Raw genomic sequence first — 14579 nt, forward strand, 5'->3', positions numbered from 1 at the left:
CGCAGGCGCCGATTCAGGAGCGGCGACCCGCAGCGCCTTCGGGAGGCGTTTGGGTCTCATCGACCCCGTTTGGCACGCTCGCAGCCGGTGTGGGCTTGCCGGGCATGCCGACGACTTCGTTTTCGCGCATGTACTGATCCATTTCCCTCCAGCCGGCGAACACGGCTGCTCGGCTGGCCCTGGGGTTGCCATTGAAGCAGTCTTCGATGCTGCGCACCGCGTGGCGGCAGGCACCACCAATGGCACGTGCTTCGGCTTCGCGCTGGGCCTTGATCTGGGTGGCGGTTTCAATGCCCAGTGCGTCGCAGCCGACCAGCAGGCTGGTGGCGCCGAGCAGACAAAGGGTGAAAACGATGCGTCGCATGGTGGTGGCCGGTGGCTTGCATCGTACTTCGGCTATTTTGGCTGCGACTTGAAGCGACGGTCTACAGACCGTCTGTGCGGCCTGGTTTGAGCTGCATAAAAAAAGGGTCCGAAGACCCTTTTTTGAGCGGCCGTCAAGCGGCTTCAGTCGTCGCCGCTCATCAGGCCGAGCATGATCAGCAGGCCCTGGAAGATGTTGAACACGCTCAGGTACAAGCCCAGCGTGGCGCTGATGTAGTTGGTCTCGCCGCCGTCGACGATGCGCTTGAGGTCGTACAGCAGGTACAGGCTGAACACCAGAATGGCCAGGGTGGCAATGGCAGCCATGGCGGCCGTGCTGCCGACAAACACGTTGATGATGGCGCCAGCCATGATAGCCAGCGCACCGACGAACAGCCACTTGCCCAGGCCGGAGAGGTCGCGTTTGATGACGGTCGACAGGTTGGCCATGATGAGGAAGACGCCCGCAGTGCCGCCAAAGGCCGTCATGACCAGGCTGGCGCCGTTGCTCAGGCCCAGCACGGCGCCCAGCAGGCGCGAGAGCATCAGCCCCATGAAGAAGGTAAAGGCCAGCAGCACCGGAACGCCCATGGCCGAATTCTTGGTGCGCTCGATGGCGTAAATGAAGGCAAAGGCGCCGCCGAGGAAAACCATCAGGCCCAGGCCGCCGCTCAGGCTGGCGGTGATGCCGGTCTGCACGCCGATCCAGGCGCCCAGCACGGTGGGCAGCATAGACAGCGCCAGCAGCCAGTAGGTGTTGCGCAGCACGGCGTTGCGCCGCGCACCGTAGGCAACGGCGTTGCCGAAGTGATTGCTCGATTGCAGGGGGTTGTTCATGGCCAAGGCTTCCTTCAATGCGGTTACGGACGGACGAGCGAATGCCTGCTAGGATACCCCAATTCGGGGAAAAGTTCATGAAAACCAAATCCGTTCTCGAACTCGCCGACGTCAAATTGATCGCTGCGGCGGCCGAAGCCGAGGCTTTGAAAAACCGTTGGGCAGTCACGGTGGCCATTGTCGACGACGGCGGCCACCTGTTGTTTTTACAACGGATCGACGGTGCGCCGCCGATCTCTGCGCACCTGGCGGGCGCCAAGGCGCAGACGGCGGCCCTGGGCCGGCGCGACAGCAAGATTTACGAAGACGTGATCAATCAGGGTCGCATCTCGTTTCTGAGTGCGCCCGTGCTGGCCGGTATGCTCGAAGGCGGTGTGCCCATTTTGAAAGACGGGCAATGCCTGGGCGCCGTCGGCGTCAGCGGTGTCAAGTCGAACGAAGACGCGCAGGTCGCGCGCGCTGGCATTGCGGCACTCGGCACTTGAGAAAAAAAGCCTGGCTAATGAAAGCCGCGACGAGCGGACTGTCCTGGCTGGCCAAAAACGCTGCCTTGGCGGCAGCGCCCCACGAAGAATGCCGGGTGTACTTACTTGGTCAGGATGAGCTTGCCTGCGCGTGTGCATTGCAGTAGGTAGACGCCGCCGTTGTGTTCGATGGCAAGCGTTTTCTGGCCGCACAACAAGACCTGACTCGACACCATGGGTACGGCGCTGTGCGGCTGCGGCTGGGCTTGAAACGGGTGGCGCTGCTCGTTCGGCAGCGGCAAGGGCGGGCTGGTCGTCATGCGGGGCTTTCAGTGTGCGGCTGCGCGCTCGGTCATGAGGGGGATGGGTTCGGTCACAAAGCCGATTTGGCGCAGCCCGGCGCGCTGGGCTGCGGCCAGCGCCTGCGCCACGCGCTCGTAGCGCACGGCGCGGTCGGCCCGAATCTGCAGCTCGGGCGGCGGCTGCTGCGCTGCCGCCGCACCCAGGCGGGTGGCAAAGTCGGCATCCGAGACCGACTCATCGTTCCAGAAGTACGCGCCGTTTTCGTCGATCGACAGACGGATGGCTGAGGGCTGCTGCTGCAGTGCCTGCACGCTGGCGCGCGGCAGCTCCAGGCTGACCGCATGGTTGAGCACCGGCACGGTGACGATGAAGACGATCAGCAGCACCAGCATCACGTCGATGAACGGGATCATGTTGATCTCGCTGAGCATGTGCTCGTTGTCGTCCTGGGTTTCGAGCGCCATGTCTTAGCCCCGTTTCATGAGCCGGACCTTGCCGTTGCCAGCCGCCGAAACCCGCGCGCCGGTCACGAAGTAGGCGTGCAGGTCGTGCGCAAAGCGGTTGAGCTGATGGTGGATGGTCTTGTTGCCGCGCACCAGTGTGTTGTAGCCCAGCACGGCCGGTATCGCCACCAGCAGGCCGAGCGCGGTCATGATCAGCGCTTCGCCGATCGGGCCGGCCACTTGGCCAATGCTGGCCTGACCCGCTGCGCCAATGCCGAGCAGCGCGTGATAAATGCCCCAGACGGTACCGAACAGGCCGACGAACGGCGCGGTCGATGCCACCGAGGCCAGCACCGGCAGGCCGCTTTGTGCGCGCACCAGAAAGTCATCGACGCTCTTGCGCAGACTGCGCTCGACCCAGTCGCTCAGGTCCAGGCTGTCGTGCAACTGACGCTCGAACGTTTGCTGGCTGGCGTGCGCATCGGTTCGTTGCAGGTGGCTTGCCGCCTCCAGGCCTTGCAGCGCCAGGACGTGAAACGGGTTGCCGGCGGCGCTGCCCAGCCGATGCAGACCGGCGCTGAAGTCGGCGCTGTGCCAAAAGCCTTCCACGCGCCGCGCCTGCTGGCGCTGCGTGCGCTGATCGAGCGCCTTGATTGCGATGATGCACCACGTGGCCAGCGACATCGCCAGCAGCACCAGTGCGGTGGATCGGATCACCCAGTCGCCGTAAATCCAGACCTGGGCCAAACCAAACGGGGATTCCATGTGTGCAGTCTTTCGCGGTGCGAGGGTTTATTCGAGAACAAAGCGGATCGGCACCACGACCCACATGGTTTCGGGAACGCCGGCGCGCTGACCTGGCCGAAAGCGCCAGGTCAGCACGGTTTTCAGCGCGCTCTGGTCGAGCCGTGCATGGCCGCTGGAGCGGTAAATTTCGGCCCGTGCAGCCGTGCCATCAGTCTGCACCAGCGCGCGCACCAGCACCCGGCCTTGCTCGCCGAGTCGGCGCGACAGCGCCGGGTAGGGCGGAATGGGGTTGTCGAAATCGTCCGCGCTGCCCGACGGCAGTTCGATTGCTGCCGCTGCCGCAGCGGTTGCGCTGGCGATTGCGGCGCCCGCGCTGCTGCCCGCAAGCTCAACACGTGCAGGTTGCGCTGCGTCATTCGCTGCGCTGGCGGTTGCGGCGATGTGGGCGCTTGCCCCTGGCAGCGCCAGCGGGGGCGCCGCTGGATTCGGGTGCGGGACGGTGGCGGGCGTCGGCGCCATGGTCGGCGTCGGCAGCGTCGGCTGGGCAGAAGCGCGCGTTTGCGGCTGAGCCTGATTGGATGCCTGGGTTGTCGGGCTGGGCCGGGCTTGGGTCACGGGCACAGGCGGCGCGACCGGCGCCGCGGGTGGCGCCAGGGGCTCGGTCAGCAGACGCGCCGGCAGCACGACGACGGGCCCGGCCGTGCGCAGCAGGCCGCTGTCAAGCGCCCACAGGGCAAGCGCGTGCAAGCCGAGCACGGCAGTGACGACGGGCAGGTGGCGGTTCATGCGCAAAGGAGGTTCAAAGCCTGCATGCGATCAGAAGCAGCAAGGGCGCAGTGGGCCGGGTTTGCATTGTGCAGGCGAAGATCGAGATGTCGCGTCTGGGCGCTTGAGTTGCTGGCGCCGTGCGGCTGCAGGGGTCGGCTGGCCGCTGCCTGGCCGCTGGAGCGCCCACCAGAGCGCTGCCAGCACCAGCCACAGGCTGCCGAACAAGATCAAGAGGCTGTAGAGCAAGCTCATGAGGTATCAGGATGCGGGGTGGAAGCCAGATTTTAAATGATAATGAGTCCCATTTGCAAAATTTTTCGTATCAAAAGTCTGCCGCGGGGCCGGCGTGCTGCATTGCGGCAAAAGCTATCTCAGCGATAGAGACTATCGTAAAAAAATTTAAATAGTTCTCAGCTATGATCGACGTCGTTGCAACACCTCTGTGCTGCAACGGCCACCGAAATCCATTTCTTTGCAAGGCAACACCATGTCTCTGATCAACACCCCGGTCCAGCCGTTCAAAACCACCGCCTTCGTCAATCGCAGCGGCAAAGGCGAGTTCATTCAGCTCAGCGAGCAGTCGCTCAAGGGCAAATGGTCGGTTCTGATCTTCATGCCGGCCGCTTTCACTTTCAACTGCCCCACCGAGATCGAAGACGCAGCCGACTACTACACCGAGTTTCAGAAGGCCGGTACCGAGGTGTACATCGTCACCACCGACACCCATTTTTCACACAAAGTCTGGCATGAAACCAGCCCGGCCGTGGGCAAGGCCAAGTTCCCGCTGGTGGGCGACCCAACGCACCAACTGACCCGGGCGTTCGGTGTGCACATCGAAGAAGAAGGCCTGGCCCTGCGCGGTACTTTCGTGGTGAACCCGGACGGCATCATCAAAACCATGGAAGTGCACTCCAACGAGATTGCGCGTGACGTGCAGGAGACGCTGCGCAAGCTCAAGGCGGCCCAGTACACCGCCGCCCACCCGGGCCAAGTCTGTCCGGCCAAGTGGAACGAAGGCGACGCGACGCTGGTGCCCTCGCTGGACTTGGTGGGCAAGATCTAAGCCCGCCCGACGCACCAACGCCCGGCGCCGTGCGTTGGTGCGCCAGCAGCGGCATGGCCCGCACGTATCTTTTTCAAGGCAGGAGTTCAGCATGCTCGACGACACCCTCAAATCCCAGTTGAAAACCTATTTGGCCCTGCTGCGTCAGCCGATCCGGCTGATTGCTTCGCTGGACGACAGCGCCAGCGCTGCCGAGATGCGCAGCCTACTGGAGACCATAGGCAGCTTGTCGGACAAGGTGTCGCTCGACACCAGCGGCACCGATGCCCGCAAGCCCTCTTTTGTGATCGCCCGTGCAGGCGAAAACACCGGGGTGCGCTTTGCCGGCCTGCCCCTGGGGCACGAATTTACCTCGCTGGTGTTGGCGCTGCTGTGGACCGGTGCGCACCCGCCCAAAGAGGCGCCAGAGGTGCTGGAGGCTATTCGGGCGCTGGACGGCGAATACGACTTCGAGGTCTACATGTCCTTGAGTTGCCACAATTGCCCCGACGTGGTGCAGGCGCTTGCGCTCATGGCGATCGTCAACCCGAAGATCAAAACGGTGGTGATCGAAGGCGGCGCTTTTCCGCACGAGATCAGCGCGCGCTCGATCATGGCCGTCCCGATGGTGTTTTTGAACGGGCAGGTGTTTGCCTCCGGTCGCATGACGTTGGAAGAAATCGTGGCCAGGCTCGACACCCGTTCGATCGCGCGCGAGGCGGCCCGTCTCGACGCCATGGAGCCGTTTGACGTGTTGGTGGTCGGTGCCGGGCCGGCCGGTGCCGCCGCCGCCGTGTACGCCGCACGCAAAGGCATTCGCGTGGGCGTGGCGGCCGAGCGCTTTGGCGGCCAAGTCAACGACACCTTGTCGATCGAGAACTACATTTCGGTGCTGAAGACCGACGGCCCGACATTCGCCGCCGCGCTGCAGGCGCAGGTGCGGCAGCTTGAGGTCGACATCATGCAACTGCAGCGCGCCGAGCGGCTCATTCCAGCGTCCGCGCCTGGCGGCCTGATCGGTGTGCAAATGGCCAACGGCGCCACCTTGCGAGCGCGCAGCGTGATTTTGTCCACTGGCGCGCGCTGGCGCAACGTCAACGTGCCGGGCGAGCAAGAATACAAAAACCAAGGCGTGGCTTTTTGCCCGCACTGCGACGGCCCCTTGTTCAAAGGCAAGCGGGTGGCGGTGATCGGCGGCGGCAACTCAGGCGTGGAAGCGGCGATCGATCTGGCCGGCATCGTGCAGCACGTGAGCTTGCTCGAATTCGCCGACCAACTCAAAGCCGACGCGGTGCTGGTGAGCAAGCTCAAGAGCCTGCGCAACGTCAGCATTCACGTCAACGCGCAGACCCGCGAGATTTGCGGCGAGGACGGCAAGGTCAGCGGCCTGAAGTACCAAGACCGCGCCAGCGGTGCTGCGCATCTGCTGCCGCTGGAGGGCGTGTTCGTGCAGATTGGTCTGGTGCCCAATACCGAGTGGCTCCAGGGCGTGGTCGGGCTCAGCCGTTTTGGCGAGATCGAAATCGACGCCAAGGGCCGCACCAACGTACCCGGCGTGTTTGCCGCCGGCGACTGCACCACGGTGCCGTACAAGCAGATCGTGATCGCCGCCGGCGAAGGGGCCAAGGCCGCGCTGAGCGCCTTTGACCACCTGATGCGACAGCCCGTGCCGACCACACAGCGGGTTGAGGAGGTCAGCGTCTGATGTTCGATTCGGCGCGCTGGTCCCGGCAGGTATTGCAGGGCTCGCCAGCGGCTGCCGCTGGAGATGCTCAGGGTGCTCGCGTGCCAGACAGGCCGCCTGCTCTAAGGCCACAGAAGTGAGCGCCCCTGTGGCATTCCAAGCGGAAATGAGCGGTCAACTGCAGTTTTTGGGATCATCCCACATGAGGCCGCGTCGGCGCTTGCGGGTCAGCGCGCCACAGGCAGTTCATCCCATCGGGTCGTGTACCTCGGTGAGCGGTGCTGCGCGTGCATCTCTGAACGACTGGACATTCCGGCTGCGCCGGTGCGCAAGGTGCCGCGCCCCCACACGCGGTTGATCGCATCTACGGCGGTCATCAACTGGCTGGATGGGGCGCGGGCCACCGGTTCGTCAAACAGCGTTTCCTGGCGCTGTCGTTTGAGCGTCAATTCCAGCAGCATGACCCCGCATTTTTTGTACCAGCAGTCGCACCGGTGGATCTGCCGCAGACCGTGTAACGCCGTCTGGGTCAGCACGCGGGTGTCATCGGATGGATCGCTCAGCGGCACCAGCATGCCGGGGTTGTGTTGCGGGTCTGCGGGTCGAAAACGGTTGGTCTGGAGGAATACGTATACGGCAGCGGCAACCGAGCGCTGGGCCCTGAGTTTTTCAGCGGCACGGTCGATGTGCCATGCAACAGCCTCGCCCAGTTGCGCCACGTCTTGCACCATTGAGCCAAAGCTGCGCGAAACCATGATTTGTTGCTTCGGGTCAGCCAGGTCCTCCAGGTCGAGGCAGGGCGTGCATTGCAACTCAGCGACGGTGCGCTCCAGCAGCACGCCAAATGAGCGCCGGATCAGGGGGTGATGGGCGCTCGCCAGATCGAATACCGAGCGGATGCCGATGCTCTGCAGCCGTGCGGCCAGGCGGTGGCCCACACCCCAGACTTCACTCACGGCGTATTTTTCCATCCAGTGCTGGCGTTCGGCCGCGCTCAAGGCTGCAAGGTCGCACACGCCATCGAACAGCGGGTTCTTCTTGGCCAAGTGGTTGGCAAACTTGGCCAGTGTCTTGGACCCTCCAAATCCCGCGCACACCGGCAGGCTGGTCCACTGCCGGATGCGCTGGCGCATGGCATGCCCCATTGCGCCAGCCCCTCCATGCAGGTGGGCTACCGTTTCTACCCGCAAAAAGCTTTCATCGATGCTGTAGACCTCGATGTCTGGCGAGAACCCGCGCAAAATCGACATCACCCGGTTGCTCATGTCGCCATACAGTGCGTAGTTGGATGACAAAGCCACGATGCCATGTTGGCGCGCCAGGGTTTTCATTTGGAACCAGGGTGCGCCCATCTTGATGCCCAGTGCTTTGACTTCGTTGCTGCGGGCCACCGCACACCCGTCGTTGTTGGACAGCACCACCACCGGGACATTCGCCAACCGGGGATTGAAGGCGCGCTCGCAACTGACGTAGAAGTTGTTCACGTCCACCAGACCGAACAGCGGTCGGCGCGGCGGAGGGCTCAGGCTGATGTCGGTGCTCATGCGCACGGGCTCCAGCGGGCCAGTCTCATGGGGCAATCAAGCCAGGCAGCGACGCACCACGCCGACCACAACGCCCCAAACTTCAAGCTGGCTGTCATCGGCCAGCCGGATCGGCTCGAACGCCGGGTTCTCGGGGCGCAGCTCCACGCGGCCAGCGTGCCGGTACAAGCGCTTGATGGTGTATTCGCCGTCCAGCACCGCAATCACGATGTGATTGTGCCGGGGCTCGATGGACCGATCCACGACCACTTTGTCGCCATCGACAATGGCCGCCCCTTGCATCGAATCGCCCTGCACGGTGAACAGGAAACTGGCGGCACGGTGGCGCACCAGATAGTGGTTCAGATCGAGACCTTCTTCGATGTGGTCGGCCGCCGGCGACGGAAAACCAGCCTGCACGCGGTGCAAGATCAGCCGCAGCGGCGGCGCTGGCAGGGTGAGGTCGGATGAGGCGGGCATGGTGAGCGGTCCACGAATACTGATTATGTGTACAGTATTGTATGGAGTCAATCGCGCCGCTTGTCCGGTACCTGCCGGCGCCGTCCCCCTTCCCGTTTCGGCGTCTACGAGCAGCGCAAGGTGGCTGCGGCGCTGGACTTGTTCGAGTTCATCTACCGCCGCTCGATTCAGAAGTACAGCGTACTGCGCGCCTCTCTGTCAGCGCCCGACCCGATTCGGACCAGGTACCGGCAGGCCTTGAACGAGCTGATGCAGTTCGTTGTCCTCCATGGTCGAACGTTGGATGCCGCATTCGCCGAGCTGCACGTCGATGCCGCTGACAGCGCGGCGCTGCGCCTTATCGCGAACTCCGAACTCGACCAACTGGAGCAGCACAACTGCGCCCGCTACAACCTTGCTCGAGGCATGACGCAGCGTTGGATAGATGCCGGGCGCCGCAGATGAGGGGTAAGGGAGTTTGGCCCGCTGCTTGAGTCCGATTGCCCTTGCGGCCGATTCGTCTGCGTCCTGGCGAGCGCACGAGGCCTTGGATGAGAAAACGCGAGTCGCTATCGCACTCGGACGAGCCTGGCTACCATGTGCAAATGGCCAGAACCGAAGTCCCTGACGACACGGTGAGAGCGCCAGAAAGCAAAACAGCCGCGTCGCGGCGGCTGTTTTAAGTCTTTGATGCACAAGGAATTCCTGGTCGGGGTGAGAGGATTCGAACCTCCGGCCTCTACGTCCCGAACGTAGCGCTCTACCAGGCTAAGCTACACCCCGATGAACCGTCGTGCTCGGTGTATGTGGACGCAGGGCGTGCCGGTTGCTTCAGGAGCGGCGATTCACAAGCTCAACCGCCAATTGTAGCAAAGCGGCGCTGTAGGGATTTTGCGGCAACTGGCGGGCGGCGTCGATGGCCCGCTGCGCTTCGACGCGGGCGCTCGCGCGGGCCACATCCAGTGCACCGGTTTCTTGAATGATGGCCAAAATCTGATCCCAATGTGCCGCCTCGCCGTGTTCGATGGCGTGGCGAATCAGGGCCTGTTGCGCCGGGCTGGCGGTTTTGAGCGCGCAGATCACGGGCAGCGTGACTTTGCCTTCGCGCAGGTCGTCGCCCAGGTTTTTCCCCAACTCCTGCGCGCTTCCTTCGTAGTCCAGAATGTCGTCGATCACCTGAAACGCGGTCCCTAGCGCTTGGCCGTAGTCGGCGCACAAGGCCTCGACCTGCGGCGATGCCTGTGCCAGTATTGCCGCCAGCCGGGTGCTGGCCTCAAACAGCTTGGCGGTTTTGGAGCGGATCACGCGCAGGTAGGCGGCTTCGCTCAGCGACGCGTCGTGCGTGTTCATCAACTGCAGCACCTCGCCCTCGGCAATCACGTTGGTGGCGTCGGAGAGCACTTGCATGATGCGCATGTCGTTGATGTCAACCATCATTTGAAACGCGCGCGAGTGGAGAAAATCGCCCACCAGCACGCTGGTGGCGTTGCCGAAGCGCTGGTTGGCGGTGGTGCGGCCGCGCCGCAGTGTCGATTCGTCGACCACGTCGTCGTGCAACAAGGTGGCGGTGTGAATGAATTCGATCACGGCGGCCAGCGTGTGGCGTTGCGGGTGCAGACTGCCCAGGGCGCCGCAGACCAGCAGCAACAAGCCCGGTCGCAGCCGTTTTCCGCCGGCGAAAATGATGTAGCGCGCGACTTCCGGCACCAGCGGGGCTTCGGAGTCCAGGCGCTCGCCAATGACCTGATCGACCCGTTGCATATCGGTCAAAATCAGGTCCATCGGGCTGGTGCAGGGGCTGGAGGTGGCAGTCAAGATGAGTTGCAGCAGGGTGGGGCGGTCGTGTGGGTCGGGAAAACCGAGCCTGATTATAGAAACGATGCCGGCCCCGGCCAGGCACCCTTGAATGGGTGGACTTAGCATGCTAGAATGTTGGGCTTGGCGGAATTGCGTCTGCCGGGTATTCTTGCGTGGGTTTTTACAAGAGGTTCATATGTACGCGGTCATAAAAACCGGTGGCAAGCAATATCGCGTTGCTGCTGGCGAAAAAATTAAAGTAGAACAGATTGCTGCGGACGTGGGCCAAGAGATTGTGTTGGATCAGGTTCTGGCGGTCGGCAACGGCAGCGAGATCAAGGTCGGCACGCCCTTGGTTGACGGCGCAACGGTCACGGTCACGGTGTTGGCTCATGGCAGGCACGACAAGGTTCGCATCTTCAAGATGCGCCGTCGCAAGCACTACCAAAAGCGCCAGGGTCACCGGCAAAATTTCACCGAATTGCAAATTGCGTCGATCACAGTCTGAGGAGTTAGCTCAACATGGCACAGAAAAAAGGCGGCGGCTCAACGCGAAACGGGCGCGATTCCAAGCCGAAAATGCTCGGTGTGAAGGTGTTTGGCGGTGAGGTGGTCAACGCGGGCTCCATCATCGTGCGCCAGCGCGGCACCAAATTTCACCCCGGCTTGAATGTCGGATTGGGCAAAGACCACACCTTGTTTGCCACCGCCGATGGTCGGGTCGGTTTTGCCGTCAAGGGTGAATTCAACCGCCAGGTGGTGAGTATCACGCCGCTCTGAGGCGGCTCGCCTGGGGTCTTGCGCTGGCTCGAGCGGGCCCGCGCATGGCCTGAGCGTCGATCTGGTCGAGCAGACAAAAAGCCCGCCTGCGCGGGCTTTTTGGTTTGCTGAGTTTTGTCTAACGTGAAAGTCGGGCCGCGACTCACTTCGCTCCCCTCTCCCGTGCGCGGGAGAGGGGTTGGGGGTGAGGGAGAACGGGCAGGACTTTCATTTTTTGGGGCGCCTTTCAAAGTCATGCCCGTTTGGTGCGAGAGAGTAGCTGATGAAATTTGTCGACGAAACCACGATCGAGGTCGCTGCGGGCGATGGAGGCAACGGGTGCGCGTCGTTCCGGCACGAGAAATACAAGGAATTTGGCGGCCCTGACGGCGGCGACGGCGGTCGCGGCGGACACGTCTACGCGCTGGCCGACGCCAGTCTGAACACGCTGGTCGATTTTCGCTACACGCGCCACTTTGCAGCCGAGCGTGGCGAGCACGGCAAGGGCTCAGACATGTTTGGCGTCAAGGGCGACGACATCGTGCTCAAAATGCCGGTCGGCACCATCATCAGCGACGCCGAAACCGGTGCTGTGCTGCACGAGCTGTTGCAAGCCGGTGAGCAGATTTTGATTGCCAAGGGCGGCGACGGTGGCTTTGGCAATATGCATTACAAAAGCTCGACCAACCGTTCGCCCCGGCAGAAAACGCCGGGCTGGGCCGGTCAGCGCAAAAGCCTCAAACTCGAACTCAAGGTGCTGGCCGACGTGGGTTTGCTGGGCATGCCCAACGCGGGCAAGTCAACCCTGATTGCGGCGATATCAAACGCGCGCCCCAAAATTGCCGACTACCCGTTCACCACCTTGTACCCCAACCTGGGCGTGGTTCGGGTCGGGCCGGAAAAGAGTTTCGTGGTGGCCGATCTGCCGGGCTTGATCGAAGGGGCGTCCGAAGGCGCCGGCCTGGGGCATCAGTTCCTGCGCCATTTGCAGCGCACCCGCTTGCTGTTGCACATTGTCGATCTGGCGCCGTTTGACGCAGAAGTCGATCCGGTGGCGCAGGCGCGGGCGATTGTGGCCGAGCTGAAAAAATTTGACCCGGCCTTGCACGCCAAGCCGCGCTGGCTGGTGCTCAACAAGCTTGACATGGTGCCGGCCGACGAGCGAGCTGCGCGCGTGCAAGCCTTGGTGAGGCGGCTGCGCTACAAAGGCCCGGTGTTCGAGATTTCAGCCCTCACGCGCGAAGGTTGCGAACTGTTGGTGCAAAAGGTCTATCAGCATATCGCGCAGGTGCATCAGGCGCAGCAGCCGCCCGAGCAGATCGACCCGCGCTTTGCCCCGCCTGCCGACGCCGCCTGAGTCCAGCGGCGCATAGCTGCGCCAACCGTTCAACCCAAGGTGTTTGAGCCATGTCGTCTGATCCGATGCACGTTTCCATGAATGCTGCGGAAGTTGCCGCCGTCGCAGCCGTTCTCAAGCCGGCACGCCGCATCGTGGTCAAGGTCGGCTCCAGCCTGGTGACGAATGAAGGCCGTGGGCTTGACGAGGCGGCCATTGACCAGTGGAGCCAGCAACTGGCCGCGCTGGTGCAGCAGGGCCGCGAGCTCATCATGGTCAGCAGTGGTGCGGTGGCCGAAGGCATGAAGCGCCTGGGCTGGAGCGTGCGGCCGCACGAGATCAACGAGTTGCAAGCGGCAGCGGCCGTGGGCCAGATGGGGCTGGTGCAGGTCTACGAAACCCGACTGCGGCAGTACGGTGTAGGCAGCGCACAGGTGCTGCTGACGCACGCCGATCTGGCCGACCGCGAACGCTACCTCAACGCCCGCTCGACGCTGCTGACGCTGCTGCGCCTGGGCGTGGTGCCGGTCATCAACGAAAACGACACGGTGGTCAACGACGAAATCAAGTTCGGCGATAACGATACCCTCGGTGCGCTGGTGGCCAACCTGATCGAGGCCGACTTGCTGGTGATTCTGACCGATCAAAAAGGCCTCTACAGCGCCGACCCCAGGCGTGAACCGACGGCGCGTTTCGTGCATTTGGCGCGTGCCGGCGATGCCGAGCTGGAGGCGATGGCCGGCGGTGCCGGCTCTGGCATTGGCAGGGGCGGCATGATCACCAAAATTCTGGCCGCCAAACGCGCCGCTGGTTCCGGTGCCTCCACCGTGATTGCCTGGGGGCGCGAGCCACAGGTGCTGTTGCGCCTGTGCGCGGGCGAGCCCATTGGCACGTGCCTGCTGGCCCAAACGCCCAAGAGCCAGGCGCGCAAGCGCTGGATTTCCGACCATTTGCAGTTGCGCGGCTCGGTGCGGGTGGACGACGGCGCGCTGGAGAAAATTGTCGGCCAGGGCAAAAGCCTGCTGCCGATTGGCATGACGGCGGTCGAGGGCGATTTCTCGCGCGGCGACGTGATCGCCGTGCGTGACCCGTGCGGGCTGGAGATTGCCCGCGGTCTGGCCAATTACGCCAGTTCCGAAGCGCGACTGATTTGCCGCAAGTCCTCGGGTGATTTTGAGCGCTTGCTGGGCTACGCCGGCGAGCCGGAAATGATCCACCGCGACAACCTGGTGCTGGCGCGTGGCTGAGAGCTTGAGGGCAAGCAGCCCGTTCGCCGAGCCAGCGCCTGGGATGCTTAAGACGCGGGCTGGCGTGGGGCTGATGCGACGCGGCAGTCGGTATTCGGATCGGGGTCGAAGCTGCCGCCGGGAGGCAGTTCCAGCCCGTGCGGCGCGCTCACCGGGGCGTGCGATGGCTGGTCTGGTCGGTCTGCGTCGCAGCGCAGGTCGGTGCGCAAAAAGCGGTTGCGCTGCGGGGGTGGCCGCGGCAGGTGGCGCGCGAGTTCGGTCAGCGCCAATTCATAAACGCCGCGCTTGAATTCAACCACCACGTCCAGCGGCACCCAGTAGTCGTGCCAGCGCCAGGCGTCGAACTCGGGGTGGTCGGTGGCGCGCAGATTCAGGTTCCAGTCCTGCGCCAGCAGGCGCAGCAGGAACCAGATCTGTTTCTGACCTTTGTAGTGGCCGCGCGCATCGCGGCGGATGAAACGGTCTGGCACCTCGTAGCGCAACCAGTCCCGCGTGCGGGCCACAATACCCACGTGCTCGGGCATCAGGCCGACCTCTTCGTGCAGTTCGCGGTACATCGCTTGCTCGGGCGTCTCACCCCGGTCGATGCCACCTTGCGGAAACTGCCACGAATGCGAGCGCACCCGTTTGCCCCAGAACACTTGGTTTCTCTGGTTGAGCAGAATGATGCCGACATTGGGCCTGAAGCCTTCCCTGTCAAGCATAATCGACCCCAAATTTTTAAACTGTCTCGATTATGCATCGTTCATGTCAGCTTGCGTGCGATCTGCTGCCAATCAGACGTCAAAGCTGCATTTTTTGCCTCGT

18 protein-coding genes and 1 tRNA gene are annotated in these 14579 nt (G+C 63.2%); 8 read left to right on the forward strand and 11 right to left on the reverse strand.

Features of this window, described 5'->3' with window-relative positions:
• Positions 1–13 precede the first annotated feature (13 nt).
• Both EST26_RS02560 and EST26_RS02565 read right to left on the reverse strand, forming a co-directional pair.
• Positions 14–364 (reverse strand): hypothetical protein, encoded by a 351-nt coding sequence (locus EST26_RS02560; RefSeq protein WP_291065145.1) that lies wholly within the window; start codon positions 362–364, stop codon positions 14–16.
• Between the two features lie 143 nt (positions 365–507).
• Positions 508–1200 carry a Bax inhibitor-1 family protein gene (locus EST26_RS02565; protein WP_291065147.1) on the reverse strand — a complete coding sequence of 231 codons (693 nt, stop codon included), beginning with the start codon at positions 1198–1200 and terminating at the stop codon, positions 508–510.
• 77 nt (positions 1201–1277) lie between these two features.
• On the opposite strand from EST26_RS02565, the gene EST26_RS02570 reads away from it, so the two are divergent.
• On the forward strand, positions 1278–1685 hold the full coding sequence (locus tag EST26_RS02570) for a heme-binding protein (RefSeq protein ID WP_291065149.1): 408 nt from the start codon (positions 1278–1280) through the stop codon (positions 1683–1685).
• 101 nt (positions 1686–1786) lie between these two features.
• On the opposite strand, the gene EST26_RS02575 is transcribed toward EST26_RS02570, so the two are convergent.
• From EST26_RS02575 to EST26_RS02590, 4 genes are read right to left on the reverse strand one after another with little or no spacing between them, the layout of a single operon-like run.
• On the reverse strand, positions 1787–1984 hold the full coding sequence (locus EST26_RS02575; RefSeq protein WP_291065151.1) for a hemin uptake protein HemP: 198 nt from the start codon (positions 1982–1984) through the stop codon (positions 1787–1789).
• Between the two features lie 9 nt (positions 1985–1993).
• Positions 1994–2431, reverse strand: a complete 438-nt coding sequence (locus EST26_RS02580) for a biopolymer transporter ExbD (RefSeq protein WP_291065153.1) — start codon at positions 2429–2431, stop codon at positions 1994–1996.
• A gap of 3 nt (positions 2432–2434) precedes the next feature.
• Positions 2435–3175, reverse strand: a complete 741-nt coding sequence (locus EST26_RS02585) for a MotA/TolQ/ExbB proton channel family protein (protein ID WP_291065155.1) — start codon at positions 3173–3175, stop codon at positions 2435–2437.
• Positions 3176–3202: 27 nt separating this feature from the next.
• Positions 3203–3943 (reverse strand): TonB family protein, encoded by a 741-nt coding sequence (locus tag EST26_RS02590; protein ID WP_291065157.1) that lies wholly within the window; start codon positions 3941–3943, stop codon positions 3203–3205.
• A gap of 469 nt (positions 3944–4412) precedes the next feature.
• Here EST26_RS02590 and ahpC point away from each other — a divergent pair, with 469 nt between their 5' ends.
• A complete protein-coding gene (gene ahpC, locus EST26_RS02595; RefSeq protein WP_291065159.1) occupies positions 4413–4988 on the forward strand; it encodes an alkyl hydroperoxide reductase subunit C in 576 nt (191 codons plus the stop codon).
• 91 nt (positions 4989–5079) lie between these two features.
• Positions 5080–6672 carry an alkyl hydroperoxide reductase subunit F gene (gene ahpF, locus EST26_RS02600; RefSeq protein WP_291065161.1) on the forward strand — a complete coding sequence of 531 codons (1593 nt, stop codon included), beginning with the start codon at positions 5080–5082 and terminating at the stop codon, positions 6670–6672.
• Positions 6673–6878: 206 nt separating this feature from the next.
• Here the strand turns inward: ahpF and EST26_RS02605 are convergent, their stop codons facing one another.
• Both EST26_RS02605 and umuD read right to left on the reverse strand, forming a co-directional pair.
• The gene (locus EST26_RS02605; RefSeq protein WP_291065163.1) at positions 6879–8195 is read right to left on the reverse strand and encodes a Y-family DNA polymerase; all 1317 of its coding nucleotides are present in this window, start codon (positions 8193–8195) and stop codon (positions 6879–6881) included.
• A gap of 36 nt (positions 8196–8231) precedes the next feature.
• Entirely contained in the window at positions 8232–8654 is a 423-nt protein-coding gene (umuD, locus tag EST26_RS02610; protein ID WP_291065165.1) for a translesion error-prone DNA polymerase V autoproteolytic subunit, read from the reverse strand.
• Positions 8655–8714: 60 nt separating this feature from the next.
• Between umuD and EST26_RS02615 the strand changes: the two genes are divergently transcribed.
• The gene (locus EST26_RS02615; RefSeq protein ID WP_291065167.1) at positions 8715–9098 is read left to right on the forward strand and encodes a hypothetical protein; all 384 of its coding nucleotides are present in this window, start codon (positions 8715–8717) and stop codon (positions 9096–9098) included.
• 241 nt (positions 9099–9339) lie between these two features.
• Here EST26_RS02615 and EST26_RS02620 read toward each other — a convergent pair.
• Together EST26_RS02620 and EST26_RS02625 are read right to left on the reverse strand one after the other, a co-directional pair.
• A tRNA-Pro gene (locus tag EST26_RS02620) sits at positions 9340–9416 on the reverse strand.
• A gap of 48 nt (positions 9417–9464) precedes the next feature.
• The gene (locus EST26_RS02625) at positions 9465–10415 is read right to left on the reverse strand and encodes a polyprenyl synthetase family protein (RefSeq protein ID WP_291065275.1); all 951 of its coding nucleotides are present in this window, start codon (positions 10413–10415) and stop codon (positions 9465–9467) included.
• 211 nt (positions 10416–10626) lie between these two features.
• Between EST26_RS02625 and rplU the strand changes: the two genes are divergently transcribed.
• From rplU to proB, 4 genes are all read left to right on the forward strand, one after another.
• Positions 10627–10938: a 50S ribosomal protein L21 gene (rplU, locus tag EST26_RS02630; protein ID WP_291065169.1), complete on the forward strand. Its 312-nt coding sequence runs from the start codon at positions 10627–10629 to the stop codon at positions 10936–10938.
• Positions 10939–10952: 14 nt separating this feature from the next.
• A complete protein-coding gene (gene rpmA / locus EST26_RS02635; protein ID WP_291065170.1) occupies positions 10953–11210 on the forward strand; it encodes a 50S ribosomal protein L27 in 258 nt (85 codons plus the stop codon).
• A 262-nt stretch (positions 11211–11472) separates the two neighbouring features.
• Positions 11473–12546 carry an Obg family GTPase CgtA gene (gene cgtA, locus EST26_RS02640; protein ID WP_291065172.1) on the forward strand — a complete coding sequence of 358 codons (1074 nt, stop codon included), beginning with the start codon at positions 11473–11475 and terminating at the stop codon, positions 12544–12546.
• Between the two features lie 77 nt (positions 12547–12623).
• Entirely contained in the window at positions 12624–13772 is a 1149-nt protein-coding gene (proB, locus tag EST26_RS02645; protein WP_291065173.1) for a glutamate 5-kinase, read from the forward strand.
• A gap of 47 nt (positions 13773–13819) precedes the next feature.
• Here the strand turns inward: proB and EST26_RS02650 are convergent, their stop codons facing one another.
• Positions 13820–14476, reverse strand: coding sequence for an RNA pyrophosphohydrolase (locus tag EST26_RS02650; RefSeq protein WP_291065175.1), 657 nt, complete (start codon positions 14474–14476; stop codon positions 13820–13822).
• Positions 14477–14579: the final 103 nt, after the last annotated feature.

The sequence above is a fragment of the Hydrogenophaga sp. genome (genome assembly GCF_014773545.1).
Taxonomy (GTDB): Bacteria; Pseudomonadota; Gammaproteobacteria; order Burkholderiales; family Burkholderiaceae_C; genus Hydrogenophaga.

Excerpts from the sequence above, each read along its gene's own strand:
- rpmA (WP_291065170.1), top strand. The coding sequence starts at position 10,953 with ATGGCACAGAAAAAAGGCGGCGGCTCAACGCGAAACGGGCGCGATTCC.
- ahpF (WP_291065161.1), top strand. The coding sequence starts at position 5,080 with ATGCTCGACGACACCCTCAAATCCCAGTTGAAAACCTATTTGGCCCTG.
- rplU (WP_291065169.1), top strand. The coding sequence starts at position 10,627 with ATGTACGCGGTCATAAAAACCGGTGGCAAGCAATATCGCGTTGCTGCT.
- EST26_RS02625 (WP_291065275.1), bottom strand. The coding sequence starts at position 10,415 with ATGGACCTGATTTTGACCGATATGCAACGGGTCGATCAGGTCATTGGC.
- ahpC (WP_291065159.1), top strand. The coding sequence starts at position 4,413 with ATGTCTCTGATCAACACCCCGGTCCAGCCGTTCAAAACCACCGCCTTC.
- EST26_RS02560 (WP_291065145.1), bottom strand. The coding sequence starts at position 364 with ATGCGACGCATCGTTTTCACCCTTTGTCTGCTCGGCGCCACCAGCCTG.
- EST26_RS02590 (WP_291065157.1), bottom strand. The coding sequence starts at position 3,943 with ATGAACCGCCACCTGCCCGTCGTCACTGCCGTGCTCGGCTTGCACGCG.
- cgtA (WP_291065172.1), top strand. The coding sequence starts at position 11,473 with ATGAAATTTGTCGACGAAACCACGATCGAGGTCGCTGCGGGCGATGGA.
- umuD (WP_291065165.1), bottom strand. The coding sequence starts at position 8,654 with ATGCCCGCCTCATCCGACCTCACCCTGCCAGCGCCGCCGCTGCGGCTG.
- EST26_RS02580 (WP_291065153.1), bottom strand. The coding sequence starts at position 2,431 with ATGGCGCTCGAAACCCAGGACGACAACGAGCACATGCTCAGCGAGATC.
- EST26_RS02570 (WP_291065149.1), top strand. The coding sequence starts at position 1,278 with ATGAAAACCAAATCCGTTCTCGAACTCGCCGACGTCAAATTGATCGCT.
- EST26_RS02565 (WP_291065147.1), bottom strand. The coding sequence starts at position 1,200 with ATGAACAACCCCCTGCAATCGAGCAATCACTTCGGCAACGCCGTTGCC.
- EST26_RS02605 (WP_291065163.1), bottom strand. The coding sequence starts at position 8,195 with ATGAGCACCGACATCAGCCTGAGCCCTCCGCCGCGCCGACCGCTGTTC.
- EST26_RS02650 (WP_291065175.1), bottom strand. The coding sequence starts at position 14,476 with ATGCTTGACAGGGAAGGCTTCAGGCCCAATGTCGGCATCATTCTGCTC.
- EST26_RS02585 (WP_291065155.1), bottom strand. The coding sequence starts at position 3,175 with ATGGAATCCCCGTTTGGTTTGGCCCAGGTCTGGATTTACGGCGACTGG.
- EST26_RS02575 (WP_291065151.1), bottom strand. The coding sequence starts at position 1,984 with ATGACGACCAGCCCGCCCTTGCCGCTGCCGAACGAGCAGCGCCACCCG.
- proB (WP_291065173.1), top strand. The coding sequence starts at position 12,624 with ATGAATGCTGCGGAAGTTGCCGCCGTCGCAGCCGTTCTCAAGCCGGCA.